14 protein-coding genes and 2 pseudogenes are annotated in these 16,817 nt (G+C 70.6%); 7 read left to right on the top strand and 9 right to left on the bottom strand.

Translation table 11 applies throughout. From position 1 onward, the window contains the following. Positions 1–71: 71 nt before the first annotated feature. The 9 genes and pseudogenes from AB0K35_RS25055 to AB0K35_RS25015 all read right to left on the bottom strand — a co-directional run bounded on the left by AB0K35_RS25055 (position 72) and on the right by AB0K35_RS25015 (position 10,224). Positions 72–638: a dienelactone hydrolase family protein gene (locus AB0K35_RS25055; RefSeq protein ID WP_363888022.1), complete on the bottom strand. Its 567-nt coding sequence runs from the start codon at positions 636–638 to the stop codon at positions 72–74. 166 nt (positions 639–804) lie between these two features. After that, positions 805–1,155, bottom strand: a pseudogene (locus AB0K35_RS25050) (kinase); the annotation flags it as partial. Between the two features lie 38 nt (positions 1,156–1,193). Then, positions 1,194–3,770: a site-specific integrase gene (locus AB0K35_RS25045; RefSeq protein WP_363888019.1), complete on the bottom strand. Its 2,577-nt coding sequence runs from the start codon at positions 3,768–3,770 to the stop codon at positions 1,194–1,196. Next, positions 3,767–5,032 (bottom strand): site-specific integrase, encoded by a 1,266-nt coding sequence (locus tag AB0K35_RS25040; protein ID WP_363888016.1) that lies wholly within the window; start codon positions 5,030–5,032, stop codon positions 3,767–3,769. The genes AB0K35_RS25045 and AB0K35_RS25040 overlap by 4 nt, the downstream gene beginning before the upstream one ends. A gap of 76 nt (positions 5,033–5,108) precedes the next feature. Beyond that, positions 5,109–5,330: pseudogene (locus AB0K35_RS25035) on the bottom strand (kinase); the annotation flags it as partial. Positions 5,331–5,345: 15 nt separating this feature from the next. After that, on the bottom strand, positions 5,346–6,008 hold the full coding sequence (locus AB0K35_RS25030) for a pentapeptide repeat-containing protein (RefSeq protein ID WP_363888014.1): 663 nt from the start codon (positions 6,006–6,008) through the stop codon (positions 5,346–5,348). A gap of 1,248 nt (positions 6,009–7,256) precedes the next feature. Continuing rightward, the gene (locus AB0K35_RS25025) at positions 7,257–8,363 is read right to left on the bottom strand and encodes a nucleotide disphospho-sugar-binding domain-containing protein (protein WP_238670682.1); all 1,107 of its coding nucleotides are present in this window, start codon (positions 8,361–8,363) and stop codon (positions 7,257–7,259) included. A 10-nt stretch (positions 8,364–8,373) separates the two neighbouring features. Further along, on the bottom strand, positions 8,374–9,696 hold the full coding sequence (gene paaK, locus AB0K35_RS25020) for a phenylacetate--CoA ligase PaaK (protein ID WP_238670681.1): 1,323 nt from the start codon (positions 9,694–9,696) through the stop codon (positions 8,374–8,376). Positions 9,697–9,774: 78 nt separating this feature from the next. Further along, positions 9,775–10,224, bottom strand: a complete 450-nt coding sequence (locus AB0K35_RS25015; protein WP_238670680.1) for a MarR family transcriptional regulator — start codon at positions 10,222–10,224, stop codon at positions 9,775–9,777. A 135-nt stretch (positions 10,225–10,359) separates the two neighbouring features. Here AB0K35_RS25015 and AB0K35_RS25010 point away from each other — a divergent pair, with 135 nt between their 5' ends. From AB0K35_RS25010 to AB0K35_RS24980, 7 genes are all read left to right on the top strand, one after another. Then, complete coding sequence (locus AB0K35_RS25010; protein WP_238670679.1) at positions 10,360–11,580, top strand: MFS transporter; 1,221 nt, start codon at positions 10,360–10,362, stop codon at positions 11,578–11,580. 142 nt (positions 11,581–11,722) lie between these two features. Then, positions 11,723–12,481 (top strand): class I SAM-dependent methyltransferase, encoded by a 759-nt coding sequence (locus tag AB0K35_RS25005; protein WP_363888010.1) that lies wholly within the window; start codon positions 11,723–11,725, stop codon positions 12,479–12,481. 32 nt (positions 12,482–12,513) lie between these two features. Continuing rightward, positions 12,514–12,987 carry a CrcB family protein gene (locus tag AB0K35_RS25000; RefSeq protein ID WP_238670677.1) on the top strand — a complete coding sequence of 158 codons (474 nt, stop codon included), beginning with the start codon at positions 12,514–12,516 and terminating at the stop codon, positions 12,985–12,987. After that, positions 12,984–13,346: a fluoride efflux transporter CrcB gene (gene crcB / locus AB0K35_RS24995; protein ID WP_238670676.1), complete on the top strand. Its 363-nt coding sequence runs from the start codon at positions 12,984–12,986 to the stop codon at positions 13,344–13,346. The genes AB0K35_RS25000 and crcB overlap by 4 nt, the downstream gene beginning before the upstream one ends. Positions 13,347–13,462: 116 nt before the next feature. Then, positions 13,463–13,987: a PadR family transcriptional regulator gene (locus tag AB0K35_RS24990; protein ID WP_238670675.1), complete on the top strand. Its 525-nt coding sequence runs from the start codon at positions 13,463–13,465 to the stop codon at positions 13,985–13,987. Further along, positions 13,984–14,664 carry an ABC transporter ATP-binding protein gene (locus AB0K35_RS24985; protein ID WP_363888006.1) on the top strand — a complete coding sequence of 227 codons (681 nt, stop codon included), beginning with the start codon at positions 13,984–13,986 and terminating at the stop codon, positions 14,662–14,664. The genes AB0K35_RS24990 and AB0K35_RS24985 overlap by 4 nt, the downstream gene beginning before the upstream one ends. Further along, complete coding sequence (locus tag AB0K35_RS24980; protein ID WP_363888004.1) at positions 14,661–16,814, top strand: FtsX-like permease family protein; 2,154 nt, start codon at positions 14,661–14,663, stop codon at positions 16,812–16,814. Before AB0K35_RS24985 ends, AB0K35_RS24980 begins: the two co-directional genes overlap by 4 nt. The last annotated feature ends 3 nt before the right edge of the window (positions 16,815–16,817 follow it).

The following is a 16,817-nucleotide window of genomic DNA, read 5'->3' as shown; positions in this document are numbered from 1 at the left end:
AGATCGACATGGCGGACCAGCCGAGCGCACGGTGGAGGCCACCAGGTAACTGTCCGCCGCTGGCCGGGCGCTCAGCGGGCGGCCAGGAAGGCCAGCACGCGCGGCCAGGCCGCCGCGGTGGCGTCCGGGGAGTACTCGGCCACGTCCGGGTCGGTGAACAGGTGCCCCACGCCGGGATAGCGGAAGACTGTCAGGTCGGCGGCGGCATCGGTCATGGCCTGCTGCCACTCGTCGACCTCGTCCGGGGCGTCGTACGGATCGGGGTCGGCGAGGTGCAGCTGCACCGGCAACCCGGGTCGGACCGCGTCCGGGGCTCCGCCGGTGCCGTGCAGCAGGAGCAGACCGGCGGCATCGGGGCGTTCGGCCAGCAGCGCCCCGGCCACACCGGCGCCCATCGAGAACCCGGCGAGGACCGTCTCCGGTGGTAGGTCACGCAGCGCGGCCCGGGCCCGGTCCAGCACCACCTCGTGGCCGATCTTGTCGAGCAGCGCGAAGCCGTCCTCGACGGTGTCGGTGGCCGGGACGCCGTACAGGTCGGGGGTGCTGACCTGGTGCCCGGCGGCGCGCAACCGGTCGGCGGCGGCGCGCACGGCGGGCCGCAGCCCGTACACGGAGTGGAACAGCACGACGTGTCGCATCCGGTCATCCTGCCGCAGCCGACCGGCCGTCCGGTGTGGCCACGCGGAGCGGGAGCATGATCATGGTCGAGTCATCGGGTCTAACCGGGTTGCGTGAGTCCGTCTGTCCGCGGCTATGGCCGATTCAGTCGAGTCAGCGTCCCAGTCAGTAGGCGGCTGAGCTGCTCTACGGGGACGCAACGCTCGGAAGCAGGTCGTCATCGCGTCCGGTCTGGGGTAGCCCAGCGACGGCGGCGATGGTCTTGACGGCCTCGTTCAGTCCGGTGGTCTCGGGTAGGACGAGTTCGTCGGGCCAGTCCAGGACGTCATGGGCGGCGTACCAGCCGCTCATGTGCTCGGCGGTGAACTCACTGACCTGCGGTCGAGTGAGGTGCCGACGCAGGGTCTCGGCCAGGGACACGTCGAGATAGCAGAACAGCGACCGGCCGCGGTGGTCGTCCCGCAGGGAGATCAGCATGCTGCGGTAGCGGCTGCTGTGCATGATGCCCTCCAGCACGACGTGGTAGCCGTGGTCGATTCTCTGAACTCGGTCAGGGGATGCAAGGGCGAGTCCGATCATGATCGTGATTGCTCCGTTGATGTGCAGGGTCCGCCGGAGCGGTTGTCTGCGGCCGGTGGGGTATCGGATGCTGTTTTCCGCGTTGGGTGTCGTGGGGTGGTGGGGCTGCTGGTGCGGCCGGCGACGTCTCGGAACGCGGGGAGGCCCAGTCCGACGGTGTGGTTTCGGCGTGCCATTTGGTCGAGTTGGTCGAGTTTCTGCTTCGCGCCGGCGAGGCTGACCTTGAGTCCGTCGACCTCGCCTGTCCAGCCTTCGCGGACGGCTTCGGTGATGCGGTCGTTGAGGTTGTCGCGGATCGCCTCGATCCGGTTGCGCTGTTGGGATGACGGGCGCAGCAGGGGGCAGCGCAGGCAGCTGTGCTCGTGGATGCAGGGGGTGGCGTAGGAGCGGCCGCAGTCGCCGAGGGCGACCCTGCGCCGCTCGAAGTGCCCGAGGAACTCCTGCCATTCTGAGTCGGTGGGGGTGCGGTATTCCTCGCTCGGTCGCAGGTTGCGGCGGCGGGTGATGAAGGCCCGGTGGCCGTTGATGACCTCTTCGGGATAGACGGCTTTGTAACCCATAGTGGTGTTGATGTCGCGGTGCCCGGCGACGAGCTGTGCGATGTGCGGGGGCATGCCGTGCATGATCGCGTCGGTGATGAAGACCCGCCTGAAGTCGTGCGGGGTGAATCGCAGTGGTGCGCCACTGGCATCGGTGAGGCCGGTGTCGGCGAGGGCCTGATCGAGGCACCGGGCGACCGAGGCCTTGCCGACCGACCGGTTCTCCAGGCCGACGCGCCGTTGGAACAGCAGCGGCATGGGTGGGTTCCAGGTCCGCTCGCCGTAGTCGTAGGCGGCCACCAGAGGGACGCTGCCGTCTGGGTTGCGGATCCGCGTGATGATCGTGCTGAGCACGTCGGCGAGTTCGGGGGAGATCACCAGTAGGCGTTCGGTATCGGTCTTTGACGGTGCGATTTGCAGCAGCGGGACGAGTTCGCGGGTGGTGGGCAGCCGGTAGTGGATCAGGCTGTGGTGTGACAACTCGGTGAGTTCCTCGATGCGGATGCCGGTCAGCCGTAGCACCTCCACCGCGGCCCAGGCCCAGAACGCTCGGCGTTCCTCGGCTTCGAGGTCGCGGCGTTTGCCGGTGTCTGGGTCCTGGCCCCAGATTCTGCCGCCAGCGCCCGTTGGCAGGATCGGCCGCAGCAGCGTCTGTCCGCCTGCGGTGAACAGCTCCCCGGGGCGGACCTCGGTGGCCGTGTGCAGGCGTTCATAGGACGCTGTGCGACCGGCTTCGGCAGCGGCGACGAGAGCGGGCAGCATGGGCAGTCGTTCTCGGGTGCGTTGATCCATCCGTGATTTGCGTCGGGTGTTGATCTTTTTGAAGTTCAGATCGATGTCACGCACCGGGCAGACCGTCACCCAGGGGGCCCAGCGGGCGGGGTCCTCGTGTGCCCACTCGGCGAGGTCGCGGTAGAAGGCACGCACGGTGCCGAGGTTGTCCGTCGCGCTGATGCGCTGGCTTTGGGTTTCGACGACACCACCGTCGGCGGTCCTCGTGCGGGTGATCTTGGTGCGCAGCCGCTGCTTCCAGGCGGCGGCGACCTCGGGTGCCAGATGCAGCGAGTCGATTCCCGGGTGATGGAGTTCCAGGTCCCGCCAGAACATCTTGCCCAGCACGTAGGACAGGGTGAGCACGGTGCTGTAGTCGCTGGCGACGAGGAACTCGCGCAGGTAGTCGACCAGAAGATTCCGCACGGGCCTGCACTCGATGCCGTACCGGTCGATCATCTGCTCGACCGTCATCTGCCCTGCGGCGCCGCCGAACATTCGGACGGTCATCGGAGCGTCAGGCGGGAAACCGCCCAGGGAGCGCAGTAGTTGGTAGAAGAACGGCCGACCCACCGTCGTCATCGACGCGATGCGGTGCATCTCGATGCAGTCGCCGACGGTGATATCCCTGACCAGCCCGCCCTTGGCGGCCATGATCGTCGCGATGCGGGCCAACGCGAGGTTGCGGGTGGTCGCCGCGGTGCGCAGCGGACCGCACTGCTCGATCAGCGCGGCGAACGCCAGCGGGTCGCGGGTGCGAGCCAATGACGCGGCCAGGTTCTTGGGTGTCTTGGTCACCAGCAGCCAGCGTGTGCTCGGCCGGATCACGTCCGCGCAGATCAGCAGCATCAGCCCGGTGGTGCACTCATCGGTCTTGTCGCGGGTGTAGGGCTTGCGCCGCCCGGCGACCCATCCGGTGTGCTCCGCGGGCAGCGTCCGCCAGTCGGCGGCCTGTTCGGCGCCGCTGGCCAGCCACCGTTGCTGCCAGGTGTCGCCCGAAGTGGCAGCCAACCAGGTCAGCACGCTGGTCAGCCCACGTCGGGCGCTGTCTTGGTACTGGGCGTTGCCGAACGTAAACGGCGGTGCCAGAACGCGAGCCAGCACCTGACCCCGGGACTCCTGCGTGGCCGGCCACGAGGGCGCCACCGGCCGCGGCGGGAACTGCTGCAGCAGCGGTGACAGGTCCGCAGGGCCCGGCATCGCCCGTTTCCCGCGAGCACCAACAGCCTCGCCGGGCGTCTGCTCCACCTTGGCGCCGATCACCAGCCGTCCTCACCGAACAACACATTCAACGACTCGCTCCGGTAGCCGGGTGCCTGCAGGGGCGGCATGGCCGGCTGCTGGGAACGGCGGACGTGGTGAGCCAGGACGCTCGCGATCGCCTCGTCCGCCGGGGCCGATATATAGATCTGCGTGGTCGTCAGGTGCGCATGGCCCAGGATCCACTGCACGTCAGTCAGCGGCAGTTCGGGGTCTCGTGCCATTCGATACGCGGCGGTGTGACGAAGGTCGTGCAGCGTCCAGTTCATGCCCAGCGCCTGATTGGCCCGAACGAACATGCGGTAGGCGGCGTGATAGGTCAACGGGCGAAACGGGCTGCGTAAGGTCCACCACAGCGGATCATCGAAGCCGGCGGGCACCTTGCCGTGCACCTCGGCCTGATAGAGGCGATGCCAGACGAACGCGTCAGGCGAGGCAGGAATCTGCTGCATCGCCTGGCTGCCCTTGCGGATCACCGTGACCAGCTGCTGTCCCGCGTCGAGGTCACCGATCCGCGCACCGAGCAACTCCGAGGCTCGAGCCCCGGTCGACACCCAGAACGCCACAAGTGCCCGATCACGGTGCGAACCGAGGCCGGCGAAGAGCTCATTGAACACCCCATCCGGGATACGGCGCGGCAACCGTCGCGGCAGCTTGGGTCGATACCTGCCCACCCGCTCCCGCCGATGCGGCTCCATCGGGTTGTGGTGCGCGTCGACCCTGCCGTGCTGACGCCGCCTCGCCAACGGGAACGGGTTGACCATCGGCCCGCTGCCCGCCTCCGCATGAAAGTCGTAGAACCCACGCAGCACACTCTCGCCATGCGCGGCGGTCGCCGGCGCGTAGGTCGGCCCCGGCGCCGACCGGCCCGTAACGCGATTCGGCGCACCCCTCGACACGGCTGACACCGACACCGGGGACCCCGGCGCTGCCGAGCGCCTCCAATGAGTCGTCGCCGGCTTCCGGCCAACCTGAACCCACCGGCAATAGTCCCGAGCCTCTACGCGAGTCGCCTCGTCCCACGGCACGTCGACCGCCCACACGAAACGGAACCACCGCAACAGATCCATCCCGTACGACCGCTGGGTCGCCGCCGTGCGACCCGCCGCCTGCAACTCCCCAAGGAATGCAGCGGCCGGCGCGACAGGCCGACCCGCGTGATCCAGAAGACGATACGGCTCCCACGGATCGCCGGACTCCGCCAGCCGCCCGATCCGAGCCACGACAAGCGACGCGAGATCCCGAGCTCCACTCTCATCGATCATGGTCGAGCACCCTAGCCAGCAAACAAGGGCATGCCCCTCGGCCTGCAAGAACATTCTCGTTAGTTCAGTTAACAGGAAGGGCGAACCGAACGGTCTGCCCGATCAACGCGGGTGCCGCACCGCCGGGCTTGTCCCGTTCGCGCAGCAGGATGCGGCGCAGGTAGTCCTGCTCGACCAGGGCGCAGCCCCGGCCGTGCCGGCGTCGTAGCTCGCGGGCGATGCTGCTCTTGCCGGAGCCGGAGTTGCCCCGGATGCAGACGAGGATCGTGTCCGGGCTGCCAGTGGGTTCAGCGAGCACGATGCCTCCTCGGCTTCAGTCGTTTCGCACGGTGAGGTTGAGGGCGGCGACGATCAGCTGGGTGAGGTCAGGAAGTTGGCCCTCGCCGAGGGTGACGCCGCGCAAGTTGTCCAGCGGCGTCTTGAGGCCCTGGAGCCGGCTGCCCCGGAGGTCGGTGCCGTCGAGGTGGCAGGAGTCCAGTTCCAGTCCGGCGAGGTCACATGACCGCAGCGCGATGCGCGGTAGTCGGCAGGAGGACCACGCGCCGTTGGTGAGAGTGCAGTCGGTGAAGGCGACCGAGCCGGCGGCGGTGACGCGGTGGAAGGTGGCGTAGTCGAAGCGGCAGCCGTCGAACAGGACGTCCTTGAGGCGTACGTCGGTGAGTCTGGCGCCGGTGAACCGGGAGCCGGTGATGGCGCAGCGTTCGATGGTGATGCCGGTCAGGGTCGCGCCGGAGAAGTCGGTGCGGGTGATCTCGCAGCCGTCGAGGCTGCCGGCCTCCCAGGTGCTCTCGCTCAGGTCCACACCGGTGATCAGACTGCTGCGGATGCGGGCGTCCTCAAGGTGGGCACCGAGCCAGCCGGCGCCCTCGACGAGGGCCTCGGTGAGGCCGCCGGCCAGGTCCGTCGTGGTGTCGAGGTCGTCCGGTTCGAGGTCCGGCAGCAGGACCTTCACGTCGCCGATCGTGGTGGTGCGCATGTGTCCTCAACCTGTGCGAGCGCGAGGTGGGCACGCACCCCGGGTCGACTGTCGACCGTACCCTTGTTATCCCAGCTGGGGTGGTTGTCGAACGTCGCCGCGTCGATCGACGCTACCGACCGCTCCGAGCGACCACCCGCCAGGGCCTTGATCGTTGGTGCGCCGCCGGGGACTCGAACCCCGAACCCACGGAGTGGGAGATCAAAATGCTCGCTCCGCCGACCTGGGCGCATGGGTCGCTAGCAGCGGAAACGCCTCTCGACATCTCACATCACTCCCCCGCTGTCGGTCGGCCTCTTGCGGACTAGGTGGGGACTGCCCGGGTCAGGCGGCCCGGAGCGCCAGTTTGGAAGGACGAAGATCATGCCGACAAGGACCTGGTGGGCCAGATCAATGCGCGAAGTGCTTGACCGTTCGTGCCCCCTGGTGACGGGCGGGGGTACCGGCTACTGGCACGTTGATGGCACGGCGCATCGGATGAATCCCGCCTTCCGGTACGGTGACGCTTCACGTCGCGCCCTTACCGTCGTAGGCCTCGCCGTTCAGGGGGTAACGCGCATGCGAAGGACTAGCCGCATGGTGTGGTGGCCGCTCAGCATCTGCCTGATGGTGACGCCGGCTGCCTGTACGTCCCCAAAAGGGTCCAGCCAGGGTGAGGCCCGATCACCGGCACCAACTGCATCTCTGAGGGCTGACCCCAGCGCATCCCCGTCAACCGACGGGAGCGCTAGGCAGGAGTCATGCACTGTATCGGGCTTTCCGCTACAGGAACCGCCGACAGATTATCGGCTCGTGGGAGAGGACGTCGCGGTACCTGACCGGACGGTGCTTCAAGCAGAGGAATCGGGGGAAGCGGATCCGGCAGCCCGGCTGTTCGCCAAATGGGGGTTGGTCGTACGCGGCGGCGCAGTGGTTGATCTTCGGGTGGCACCTGGCTGGGAGGACAGGGCACGTCTCGGATGGGGCTCTTCAGTGGTGCCAGCCGTGAGCGCCCATGTGCGTGCCTGCGCACCTGTCGATGACCAACCTCAGTGGCTGGCCTTTGTCGGCGGCACGTGGGTTGCGCGGGCAACCTGCCTACCGCTGACAATCCGGTCGCGGGGGCAGACGGCACAAGTGCAGCTGGGTATCGGTGTCCCATGCAACGGGACTGACACGCCGAGTTCCTAGTACTCCAACTGTGGACTATCGGGGAAAGTACTGATGGCCGCCCCTAATCGCACGTAAATCGTACGGCGGGCCTCAGAGTCAGACCAGTGCCGCCAGCCGCACGACGAGGTCGGTCGGTGGCGGCATCTCGGCGATCTCGCGGCTGACTTGCGCGGCAGCGGTCCGCAGGCGCTCGTCGGTGAGCAACTGGGTCAGTGCCCGCGCGGTGATGTCCCGGGGACGCAGCGCCAGGCCGGCGCCCCGACGGGCCACCAGCTCGGCGTTGTGCCGCCGGTCCCCGGGACCCGTGGTGGCCAGCTGGGGCCGGCCCGCGGCGAGAGCGCCGAGGGCGCTGCCCGCGCCACCGTGGTGCACCAGCGCCGCGCTCGCCGGTAACGCCTCGTCGAGCGGAATCCAGCCGACCACCCGCACGTTGCCGGGCAACGAGCGGGCCGAGCGCTCGTCGGGGCGGACCAGCACGATCTCGGCGTCCACCTCGGCTGCGGCGGCCACCACGGCGGGCATCGGCCCCCGATCGCCGGGGCCGGTGAGGGTGCTGCGGGTGACCAGGATCCGCTGGCGCTCACCCGGCTCGCGCAACCAGGCCGGCAGTTCCCCGCCGCCGACGTAGGACGTGTAGCGCATCGGCCAGCCGCCCTGCGTGGCAACGCTGGGTGGGGCAACGGCGAGGGCGGCGGCCGGCGCGGGCAGCTCGGTGAGGCCGTGCCGGCGCAGCGCCGCGCCGAGTCGGGCGACGGTGGCCCGGACCAGGTCCCGGCCGTCGAAGAGGGCGTTCTCCTGGCGTACGGCCGGCACGTCGAGCCGCGCGGCGGCCACCGCACCGGCGACCGCGAACGGCTCGTGCAGCACCAGATCCGGCCGCCACCGGGTGGCCAGCGCGACCACCGGGTCGACGAGCTGGTCGTTGAGCGCGCCGAACAGCAGGCCGGCGCCCCGGGTGCCGGCGGTGCCGGCCATCTCCGCCCGCGCGATCAGCGGGTGACGGGGAAGGATCCGCAGCGCGATCCGGCGGAAGTCGAAGCCCGGCGCGATGTCGTGCACCGGCAGGCCCGCCTCGGCGGCGGCCAGAGCTCCGCCGCCGGTGGCCACCAGCACGTCGTGGCCGGCGTCGCGGAGGGCGACCGCCAGCGGCACCAGCGGGAAGACGTGCCCGACGAGCGGGGCGGAGACCACCAGCACGCGCATGGGTTGGATCCTATGTCGACGGCGACAGCGAGGCAGGCCGCTGGTCGACGATGCGGCGCATTTTGCCCATCGACCGTTCCACGGCGTCGGGGGCGAGGACGTCGACCGCCACGCTCACGCCGATGGTGTTCTTCACCAGCTGAACCAGCGCATCGCCGGCCCGCTCGGCGGCGTCCACGTCGACGTCGGCTCGCCGTTCCACCCGCACCGTGAGGGTGTCCAGCCGGCCGTGTCGATCGAGGACGCACTGGAAGTGCGGCGAGAGCTGCGGGGTGCGCAGGATCAACTCCTCGATCTGGGTGGGGAAGATGTTCACCCCACGCAGGATCATCATGTCGTCGGTGCGGCCGGTGATCTTTTCGATCCGGCGCATCGGTCGGGCGGTGCCGGGCAGCAGACGGGTCAGGTCGCGGGTGCGGTAGCGCACGACCGGCATCGCCTCCTTGGTCAGGGAGGTCAACACCAGCTCACCCCGCTCGCCGTCGGGCAGCACCGCCCCGGTGACCGGGTCGATGATCTCCGGGTAGAAGTGGTCCTCCCAGAGGTGCAGGCCGTCCTTGGTCTCGACGCACTCGGTCGCCACGCCGGGGCCCATCACCTCGGAGAGCCCGTAGATGTCGACGGCGTGGATGTCCAGCTGCTGCTCGATCTCGCGGCGCATGTCCTCGGTCCACGGCTCGGCGCCGAAGATGCCCACCCGCAGTGAGGTGGCACGCGGGTCGATGCCCTGGCGGCGCATCTCGTCGACGATGGCCAGCAGGTAGCTGGGCGTGACCATGATGACCTCGGGCTCGAAGTCGCGGATCAGCATGACCTGACGTTCGGTCATGCCCCCGGAGACCGGGATGACAGTGCAGCCCAGCTCCTCGGCACCGTAGTGCGCGCCCAGGCCGCCGGTGAAGAGCCCGTAGCCGTACGCGACGTGCACCCGGTCGCCGGGGCGGCCGCCGGAGGCGCGGATCGAGCGGGCCATCAGCCGCGCCCAGGTGCGCAGGTCGTCGCGGGTGTAGCCGACCACTGTCGGCCGGCCGGTGGTGCCGGAGGAGGCGTGCAGGCGGGCGACCCGCTCCCGGGGTACGGCGAACATGCCGAACGGGTAGTTCTCCCGCAGCTCCGCCTTGCCGGTGAACGGGAAGCGCGCCAGGTCGTCGAGATCCCGGCAGTCGTCCGGGTGCACGCCGGCGGCCTTGAACGCCCGCCGGTAGTGCGGCACGTTGTCGTACGCGTGCCGCAACGACCAGCGCAGTCGGTCGCGTTGCAGGGCGCGCAGCTCGTCGATGCCGGCGCGCTCGATCGGCTCCAGCTCCTCGGGACGAGGGGTGCGGTCCTGCATCGGCTGCCTCCTTGGCGCGGCGGTCCCGGTGGGGCTGCGGGTACCGTACGCCCGCTGTCGCCGGGGCCGGTGGGGCGGTCAGCCGGTGACCGGCAGCCGGTGCAGGGCGTCGACGAGCGGGGCCAGCTCGGGGGTGGCCTCCGCCTGGGCGAGCGCGTCGGTGAGCACCCGGTCGTGGGTCGGTCGGGTCTGGGCGAGCAGCTCGGAGCCGGCCGGGGTCAGCTCGGTGTAGATGCCGCGCCGGTCGTCGGCGCAGAGGATGCGGGTGAGCAGCCCTCGCTGCTCCAGGCGGGTGACCAGCCGGGTGGTGGCGCTGCCGGAGAGCGCGGCGGCGCGGGCGAGCTGGCTCATCCGCATGTGCCAGCCGTCCTGGCGGGACAGCGCGTCGAGCACCGTGTATTCCACGACGGAGAGGCCGTGGCCGGCCTGCAGGGCCCGCTCCAGGGACGTCTCGATCAGCCCGTGCAGGGCGGCGAGGGTGCGCCAACCCTGGGCGCGGATCTCGACCGCGTCGTCGGCGATGCCCATGGCGGCCTCCTCGGTGTGATCTGAACGGACCCCAGGCTACCACGCTTGCGCCGATATAAAGCGCGTGCAAGTATTTCGTTGCGGGCGCGTGTAGTTGCAAGCGCCGCACAAATACCCTCTCCCGATGGGAAGACCATGTCCGTACGCCCCAAGTCCCTGCCGCCCGGCCTGATCGCGCTGGCCATCGGCGCCTTCGGCATCGGGCTCACCGAGTTCGTGATCATGGGGCTGCTGCCCGAGGTGGCGGCCGACTTCGCGGTCACCGAGCCGGTGGCCGGCTGGTTGATCTCCGGCTACGCCCTCAGCGTGGCGGTCGGCGGGGTCGCCCTCACCGCGGCCGTCACCCGCCTGCGGCGCAAACCGGTGCTGCTCGGCCTGATGGTGCTCTTCATCATCGGCAACCTGCTCTCCGCCGTCGCCGGCGACTACGCAGTGATGATGGCCGGTCGGATCGTCGCCGCGCTCTGCCACGGCGCGTTCTTCGGCATCGGCGCCGTGGTCGCCGCCGGCCTGGTCGCACCGGCCCGACGGGCGGGCGCCATCGCCATGATGTTCGCCGGCCTGACCATCGCCAACGTGCTCGGCGTGCCGTTCGGCACCTTCCTCGGGCAGCACTTCGGCTGGCGGTCGACGTTCTGGGCGATCACCGCCATCGGGGTGGTCGCCCTGATCGGGCTGGCCCTGCTGATCCCGGCGGGCACCACCGCCACCGCCGACCGCCCGGCCGGCGGGCTGCGCGGCGAGTTGCGCGCCTTCACCCACCCGCAGGTCTGGCTGTCCCTGGTGATCACCGTCCTGGGCTTCGGTGGGATGTTCGGCGCATTCACCTACATCGCCTACACGCTGACCGAGGTCAGCGGCTTCGCCACCAGCACCGTGCCGTGGCTGCTCGTCCTCTTCGGCGTGGGCCTCTTCGCGGGCAACCTGCTCGGCGGCCGGGCGGCGGACAGGTCACTGTCGCGCACGCTGGTCACCGTCCTGGCGGTGCTCACCGTGGTGCTCGTCGGCTTCGCGCTGACCGCCACGAATCCGGTGCTGACCATCGTCGCGCTGGTGCTGATGGGTGGGTTCGGCTTCGCCACGGTGCCGCCGCTGCAAATGCGGATCATGCGGTACGCCCACCAGGCGCCGACCCTGGCGTCCGGGGCGAACATCGCCGCGTTCAACCTCGGCAACGCGTTGGGCGCGTGGATCGGCGGGGTGACCATCGCCGCCGGACTCGGCTACACCTCGCCGATCTGGGCCGGGGCCGCACTCACCCTCATCGGCCTGGGCGTGCTCCTCGGCGCGCTGCGGCTGGCCCGCCGCGACGAGCCGGCCCGGGCCGACGCGCGCCTTGTGGACGCCCCGGTCTGACGTCGTCGAAAGGAGGACGCCGGGCCGGGCGGGTGCCCGACCCGGCGTCGCCCTGATCATCGCTCTGCCATCATCTCGCAATTGCAAAAGATGTGCAACAAGGTCTGGACAACCTTGTCGTGCCGTAACTAGCCTGACCTCTATGAGTCCTTACGTTGTGGATCCTTGGGCCTGGCAGGAGAGCTGGGACCGTCAACAGGAGGCCTACCTCCCGGACCGGGAACACCGGTTCACCGCCATGCTCGACACCGTCGACGCTGTCCTCGACGGCCGGCCGCCGCGCGTGCTCGACCTGGCCGGCGGCACCGGCACCATCTCGCTGCGGACCCTCGCTCGCTTCCCCGCCGCCGAGACGACACTGGTCGACCTCGACCCGGCGCTGCTCGCCATCGCCGCCGCCTCGCTGGCCGACCGGGCCACCATCATCACGGCCGACCTCGGCACCCCCGAGTGGCGCTCCACGCTCCCCCACCAGGAGTACGACGCCGTGCTCACCGCCACCGCCCTGCACTGGCTGCCGGCCGACCGGCTCGGGCAGCTCTACGCCGAGCTGCGTGACGTGCTGCGACCGGGCGGGGTCTTCGTCAACGCCGATCACATGCCCGACGACACAGTGCCGGAGCTGACCAAGCGGCTGATGGACCGGGCACGGGACCGGCGCAACGCCCGGTACGCCGCCGGCTCGATGCTGTCCTGGTCGGACTGGTGGGAGCGGGCCGGCGCCGACCCGGCGCTCGCCCCGCTGGTCGCCCAGCGACACGCCATCTACCCGACCGGACACAGCCCCGATTGGACCCCGCCGGTCTCCTGGCACCTGGCCGCGCTCACCGCGGCGGGCTTCAGCGAAGTCGGCACGGTCTGGCGAGGCGGCCCGGACGCCGCCGTCGCGGCTGTGCGCTGACGCCGCCGTCGCCGGCACTACGCTGAGGAGCCGTGCCAGAGCCGTTCGAGCCGCGTACCGACCCCGACGTCGACCTGCGCGTCCCCGCCGACCGCCGCGAGCTGACCGCGCGTCCCGCGACGATCCTCGCCGCGATCGCGGCCGGCGGGGTGCTCGGCGCGCTGGCCCGGGCCGGCCTGCAACACGCCGTTCCGCACCCACCGAGCGGCTTCGGTTGGGCCACCTTCATCGTCAACACGTCCGGCTGCCTGCTGATCGGCGCGCTGATGGCGGTCCTCGGGCACCTCGGCGGCGGGCACCCGCTGGCCCGCCCGTTCCTCGGGGTCGGGGTGCTCGGCGGGTTCACCACCTTCTCCACGTACGCGGTCGACGTCCAGCAGGCGGTCGTCGCGGGCGCACCGGGCATCGCGCTGGCGTACCTCGCCGCGACGGTGCTCGGTGCGCTCGTCGCGGTCGGGCTGGGCGACGCGGTCACCGCCGGGCTGCTGCGCCGGGTGACCCGATGACCGTGCTGCTCATCGCACTGGGCGCGGCCGTCGGCGCGCCGTTGCGCTACCTCACCGACCGGGCCGTGCAGTCCCGGCACGGCTCGGCGTTCCCGTGGGGGACGCTGCTGGTCAACGTGGCCGGGTCGCTGCTGCTCGGCTTCCTGGTCGGGTGGCCGGCCGGTCCGGCGGTCAGCGCATTGCTCGGTACCGGGTTCTGCGGCGCGCTGACCACCTACTCCACCTTCAGCTACGAGACGCTGCGGCTGACCACTGGTGGTCATCGGCTGCTTGCGCTGGCCAACGTGCTCGGCAGCGTTGCCGCCGGGCTCGCTGCGGCCACCGTCGGCTACGCGGTGGCCCGCGCCCTGACCGGCTGACCGCACACCAGCGGCGCCGCGCCCGACTCCATCCCCAGCAGCGCCTGGACCAGGCGTTCCCCACGAACACACCGAGGGTATATACGCGAGGTATACCCTCGGTGTAGTCTGCTGGCATGAGCGTGCCACTGACCCTTCTCGGACTCCTCGAACGCGAGCCCAGCCACGGCTACGACCTGAAGCGTGACTACGACTCCTTCTTCGGCCGGGGCAAGCCACTGCCCTTCGGCCAGGTCTACTCCACCCTCAGCCGACTGGCCCGCGACGGCAAGGTGGTGATCAGCGACGTCGCCCCCGGCTCCGGCCCCGACCGCAAGCGCTACATCATCACCGACGTCGGCGCGACCGAGGTCGAGCAGTGGCTGACCCAACCGGTCGACCCGGAACCGCACCTGCAGACGGTGCTCTTCGCCAAGGTCGTGCTCGCGCTGATGCTGGACCGCCCGGCCGCCGAATACCTCGACACCCAGCGCAGCGCCCACCTGCACCGGATGCGTGAGCTGACCGAGATCAAGCGCGCCGGCAGCCTTGTCGACGCGCTGCTCGCCGACCACGGCCTCTACCACCTGGAGGCGGACCTCCGGTGGATCGAGATGACCGGCGCCCGACTGGACGCCCTGCGGAAAGAGGTGCGGCGGTGAGCGTCGTGATCGAAGCGCGTGACGTGGAGTTCTCCTTCGGCCAGACCCCCGCCCTGCGCGGCGCCAGCCTCGCCGTGGACGCGGGCGAGATCGTCGCCGTCATGGGCCCCAGCGGCTCAGGCAAGTCCACCCTGCTGCACTGCCTGGCCGGCATCCTGGTGCCCGACTCCGGCGAGATCCTCTTCGACGGGACCAAGGTGCACGCCATGGCCGAGACCGAACGCAGCAGCCTGCGCCGGGACCGGTTCGGTTTCGTGTTCCAGTTCGGTCAACTCGTCCCCGAGCTGACCGCTGTGGAGAACGTCGCGCTGCCGCTGCTGCTCAGCGGCGTACACCGCAAACAGGCACTACCCAGGGCGCAAGCCTGGTTCACGCGCCTCGGGCTGGACGGCCTGGAGCAGCGGCGCTCGGGTGAGCTCTCCGGCGGGCAGGCGCAACGCGTCGCCCTGGCCCGCGGCCTGGTCGCCGAGCCGCAGGTGCTCTTCGCCGACGAGCCGACCGGCGCGCTCGACTCGCTCACCGGCGAGCAGGTGATGGATCTGCTGGTCGGCGCCGCCCGCGAGCAGGGCACCACTGTCATCCTGGTCACCCACGAGCCGAGGATCGCGGCGTACGCCGACCGCGAGGTCATGGTCCGCGACGGGCGCGTGAACGCGCCGGACCGGATCGCCTCGTGATCCGCTTCGGGCTGCGCCTCGCCGTGGCCGGTGGGCGCGAGGCGCTCACCCGCCTAATCGTCATAGCCGCCGCCGTCGCCATCGGCAGCGGGCTGCTGCTCACCACCCTGGCCGGGGTCAACGCCGTCAACGCCCAGCTCACCCGGTACGCGTCGATGTATCCCAACGCCTCGGCCGGCGACGCCGACTCGCTGTGGTGGTCGACCCGTCAGGACTACTTCCGCGGCAAGCAGATCATCCGCATCGACGTCGCCGCGACCGGCCCGACGTCACCGACCCCGGTCGGCGTCCCCACCGTCCCCGGCTCCGGGGAGTTCTACGCCTCCCCCGCGTTCCGCGATCTGCTGGCCGCCCACCCGGCCGCCGAACTGGGCGACCGCTACCCGGGGCGTAGCCTCGGCACGGTGGGTCCGGCCGCGCTGACCTCGCCGGACACCCTGCTCATCATCGTGGGCGGCACCCCCGATCAGGTCGCCGCTCTGCCCGCTGCCAAGCAGGTCACCAGCGTCGGCGACACCCCCGCCCTCCCCGAGACCACTGTGGACCTCATCCTGGGCGTGATTGCCGGTGGGCTGCTGTTCCCGGTGCTGATCTTCATCGGCACCGCCACCCGGCTCAGCGCCGCCCGCCGGGAGCAACGCTTCGCCGCGATGCGCCTGGTCGGCGCGACCCCCCGGCAGATCTCGATGGTCGCCGCGGTGGAGGCAGCCGCCGCGGCCGTTGCCGGCACCGCCGTCGGCTTCGGCCTGTTCTACGCCTTCCGCGACCCGCTCGCGGGCATCCCGTTCACCGGCATGCCGTTCTTCCCCAGTGACATGTCCCTGGGCGTGCTGAACATCCTGCTGGTGGCGCTCGGCGTCCCGGCCGGCGCGGCGCTGGCCGCCGAGATCTCGCTGCGCCGGGTCCGGATCTCGCCGCTGGGCGTCACCCGGCGGGTCACCCCCCGGGCGCCGCGCGCGTACCGGCTGATCCCGATGGTGCTCGGCGTCGCCGTGCTGTTCTTCGCCATCGGCTTCCGGCCCGAGACGTCCGACGGCCAAGCGGCGGTGTTCCTGCCCGGCCTGCTGCTCATCATGGCCGGCCTGATCGTCGCCGGCCCGTGGCTGACGATGGTCGGCGCCCGGGTGATGGCCCGGTACGCCAACCGCCCCGCCACGCTCATCGCCGCGCGACGCCTCGCCGACAATCCGAAGGCCGGCTTCCGGGCGATCAGCGGCATCATGCTCGCGCTCTTCGTCACGAGCGTGTCCGTCGGCGTGATCACCACGATCATCGCCAACCGTGGCCCGGCGCCCACCGGTTCGACCGACGCGGGCACTGTGACCACGGTCTTCGACGAGCAGACGGCGTCGGTGCCCGACACGCTCTTCGCCGCGCTGCGGGCGATCCCCGGAGTGCGCTCTGCGACCGCCATCCGCGAGAACCCGGTGGTGACCGAATCCGGCGAGGGCGGGGTGATCGCGTGCACCGACCTTCCGAGCGCGTACGGCCGGTGCGCCGACGGCGCGAGCGTCATCGAGGTGCCGTTCGGCCTCAGCCGCTGGCGGGAGTCGGCGTCGCCCGCGACGGTCTGGCCCGCCGCGTCGCTCACCATCGACGAACTCCAACGGCTACCCGTCGGGGCGATGGTCGTCGGCACCGACGGCTCCGCCGCCGCCGTCGAGCGCACCCGTACCGTGCTGGAGGTCGCCTTCCCCACCTTCTGGGTGGGGCCGAACGTGCCGGGTGACTTCGAGTCGGACTTCGCGAACACGCTGCGCGGCTGGGAGCAACTGGCCAACGTCATCATCATCGCCAGCCTCGCGCTCGGCGGGTGCAGCCTCGCGGTCAGCGTCATCGGCGGCCTCACCGAACGTCGACGCCCGTTCAGCCTGCTGCGGCTCAGCGGCGCTCCGGTGCGGGTGCTGCGTCGGGTGGTGGCGTTGGAGAGCGCCGTACCGATGCTCGCCGTCGCCGCCGTCGCCATCGGGATGGGTCTGCTCGCCGCGCACCTGTTCCTGCGGGCGCAGATGCACTACACCCTCGTCGCGCCGCAGCCGGGCTACTACGTGATCGTCGTCGTCGGGTTGGCAGCCTGCCTCGGCGTCATCGCCTCCACCCTGCCGCTGCTGGAACGCATCACCGGGCCGGAGACCGCCCGCAGCGAGTAGTCG

Origin of the sequence: Micromonospora sp. NPDC053740 (assembly GCF_040677775.1) — a bacterium.
GTDB classification, from domain to species: domain Bacteria; phylum Actinomycetota; class Actinomycetes; order Mycobacteriales; family Micromonosporaceae; genus Micromonospora; species Micromonospora alfalfae.
This window is presented reverse-complemented; position numbering and strand designations above follow the sequence as displayed.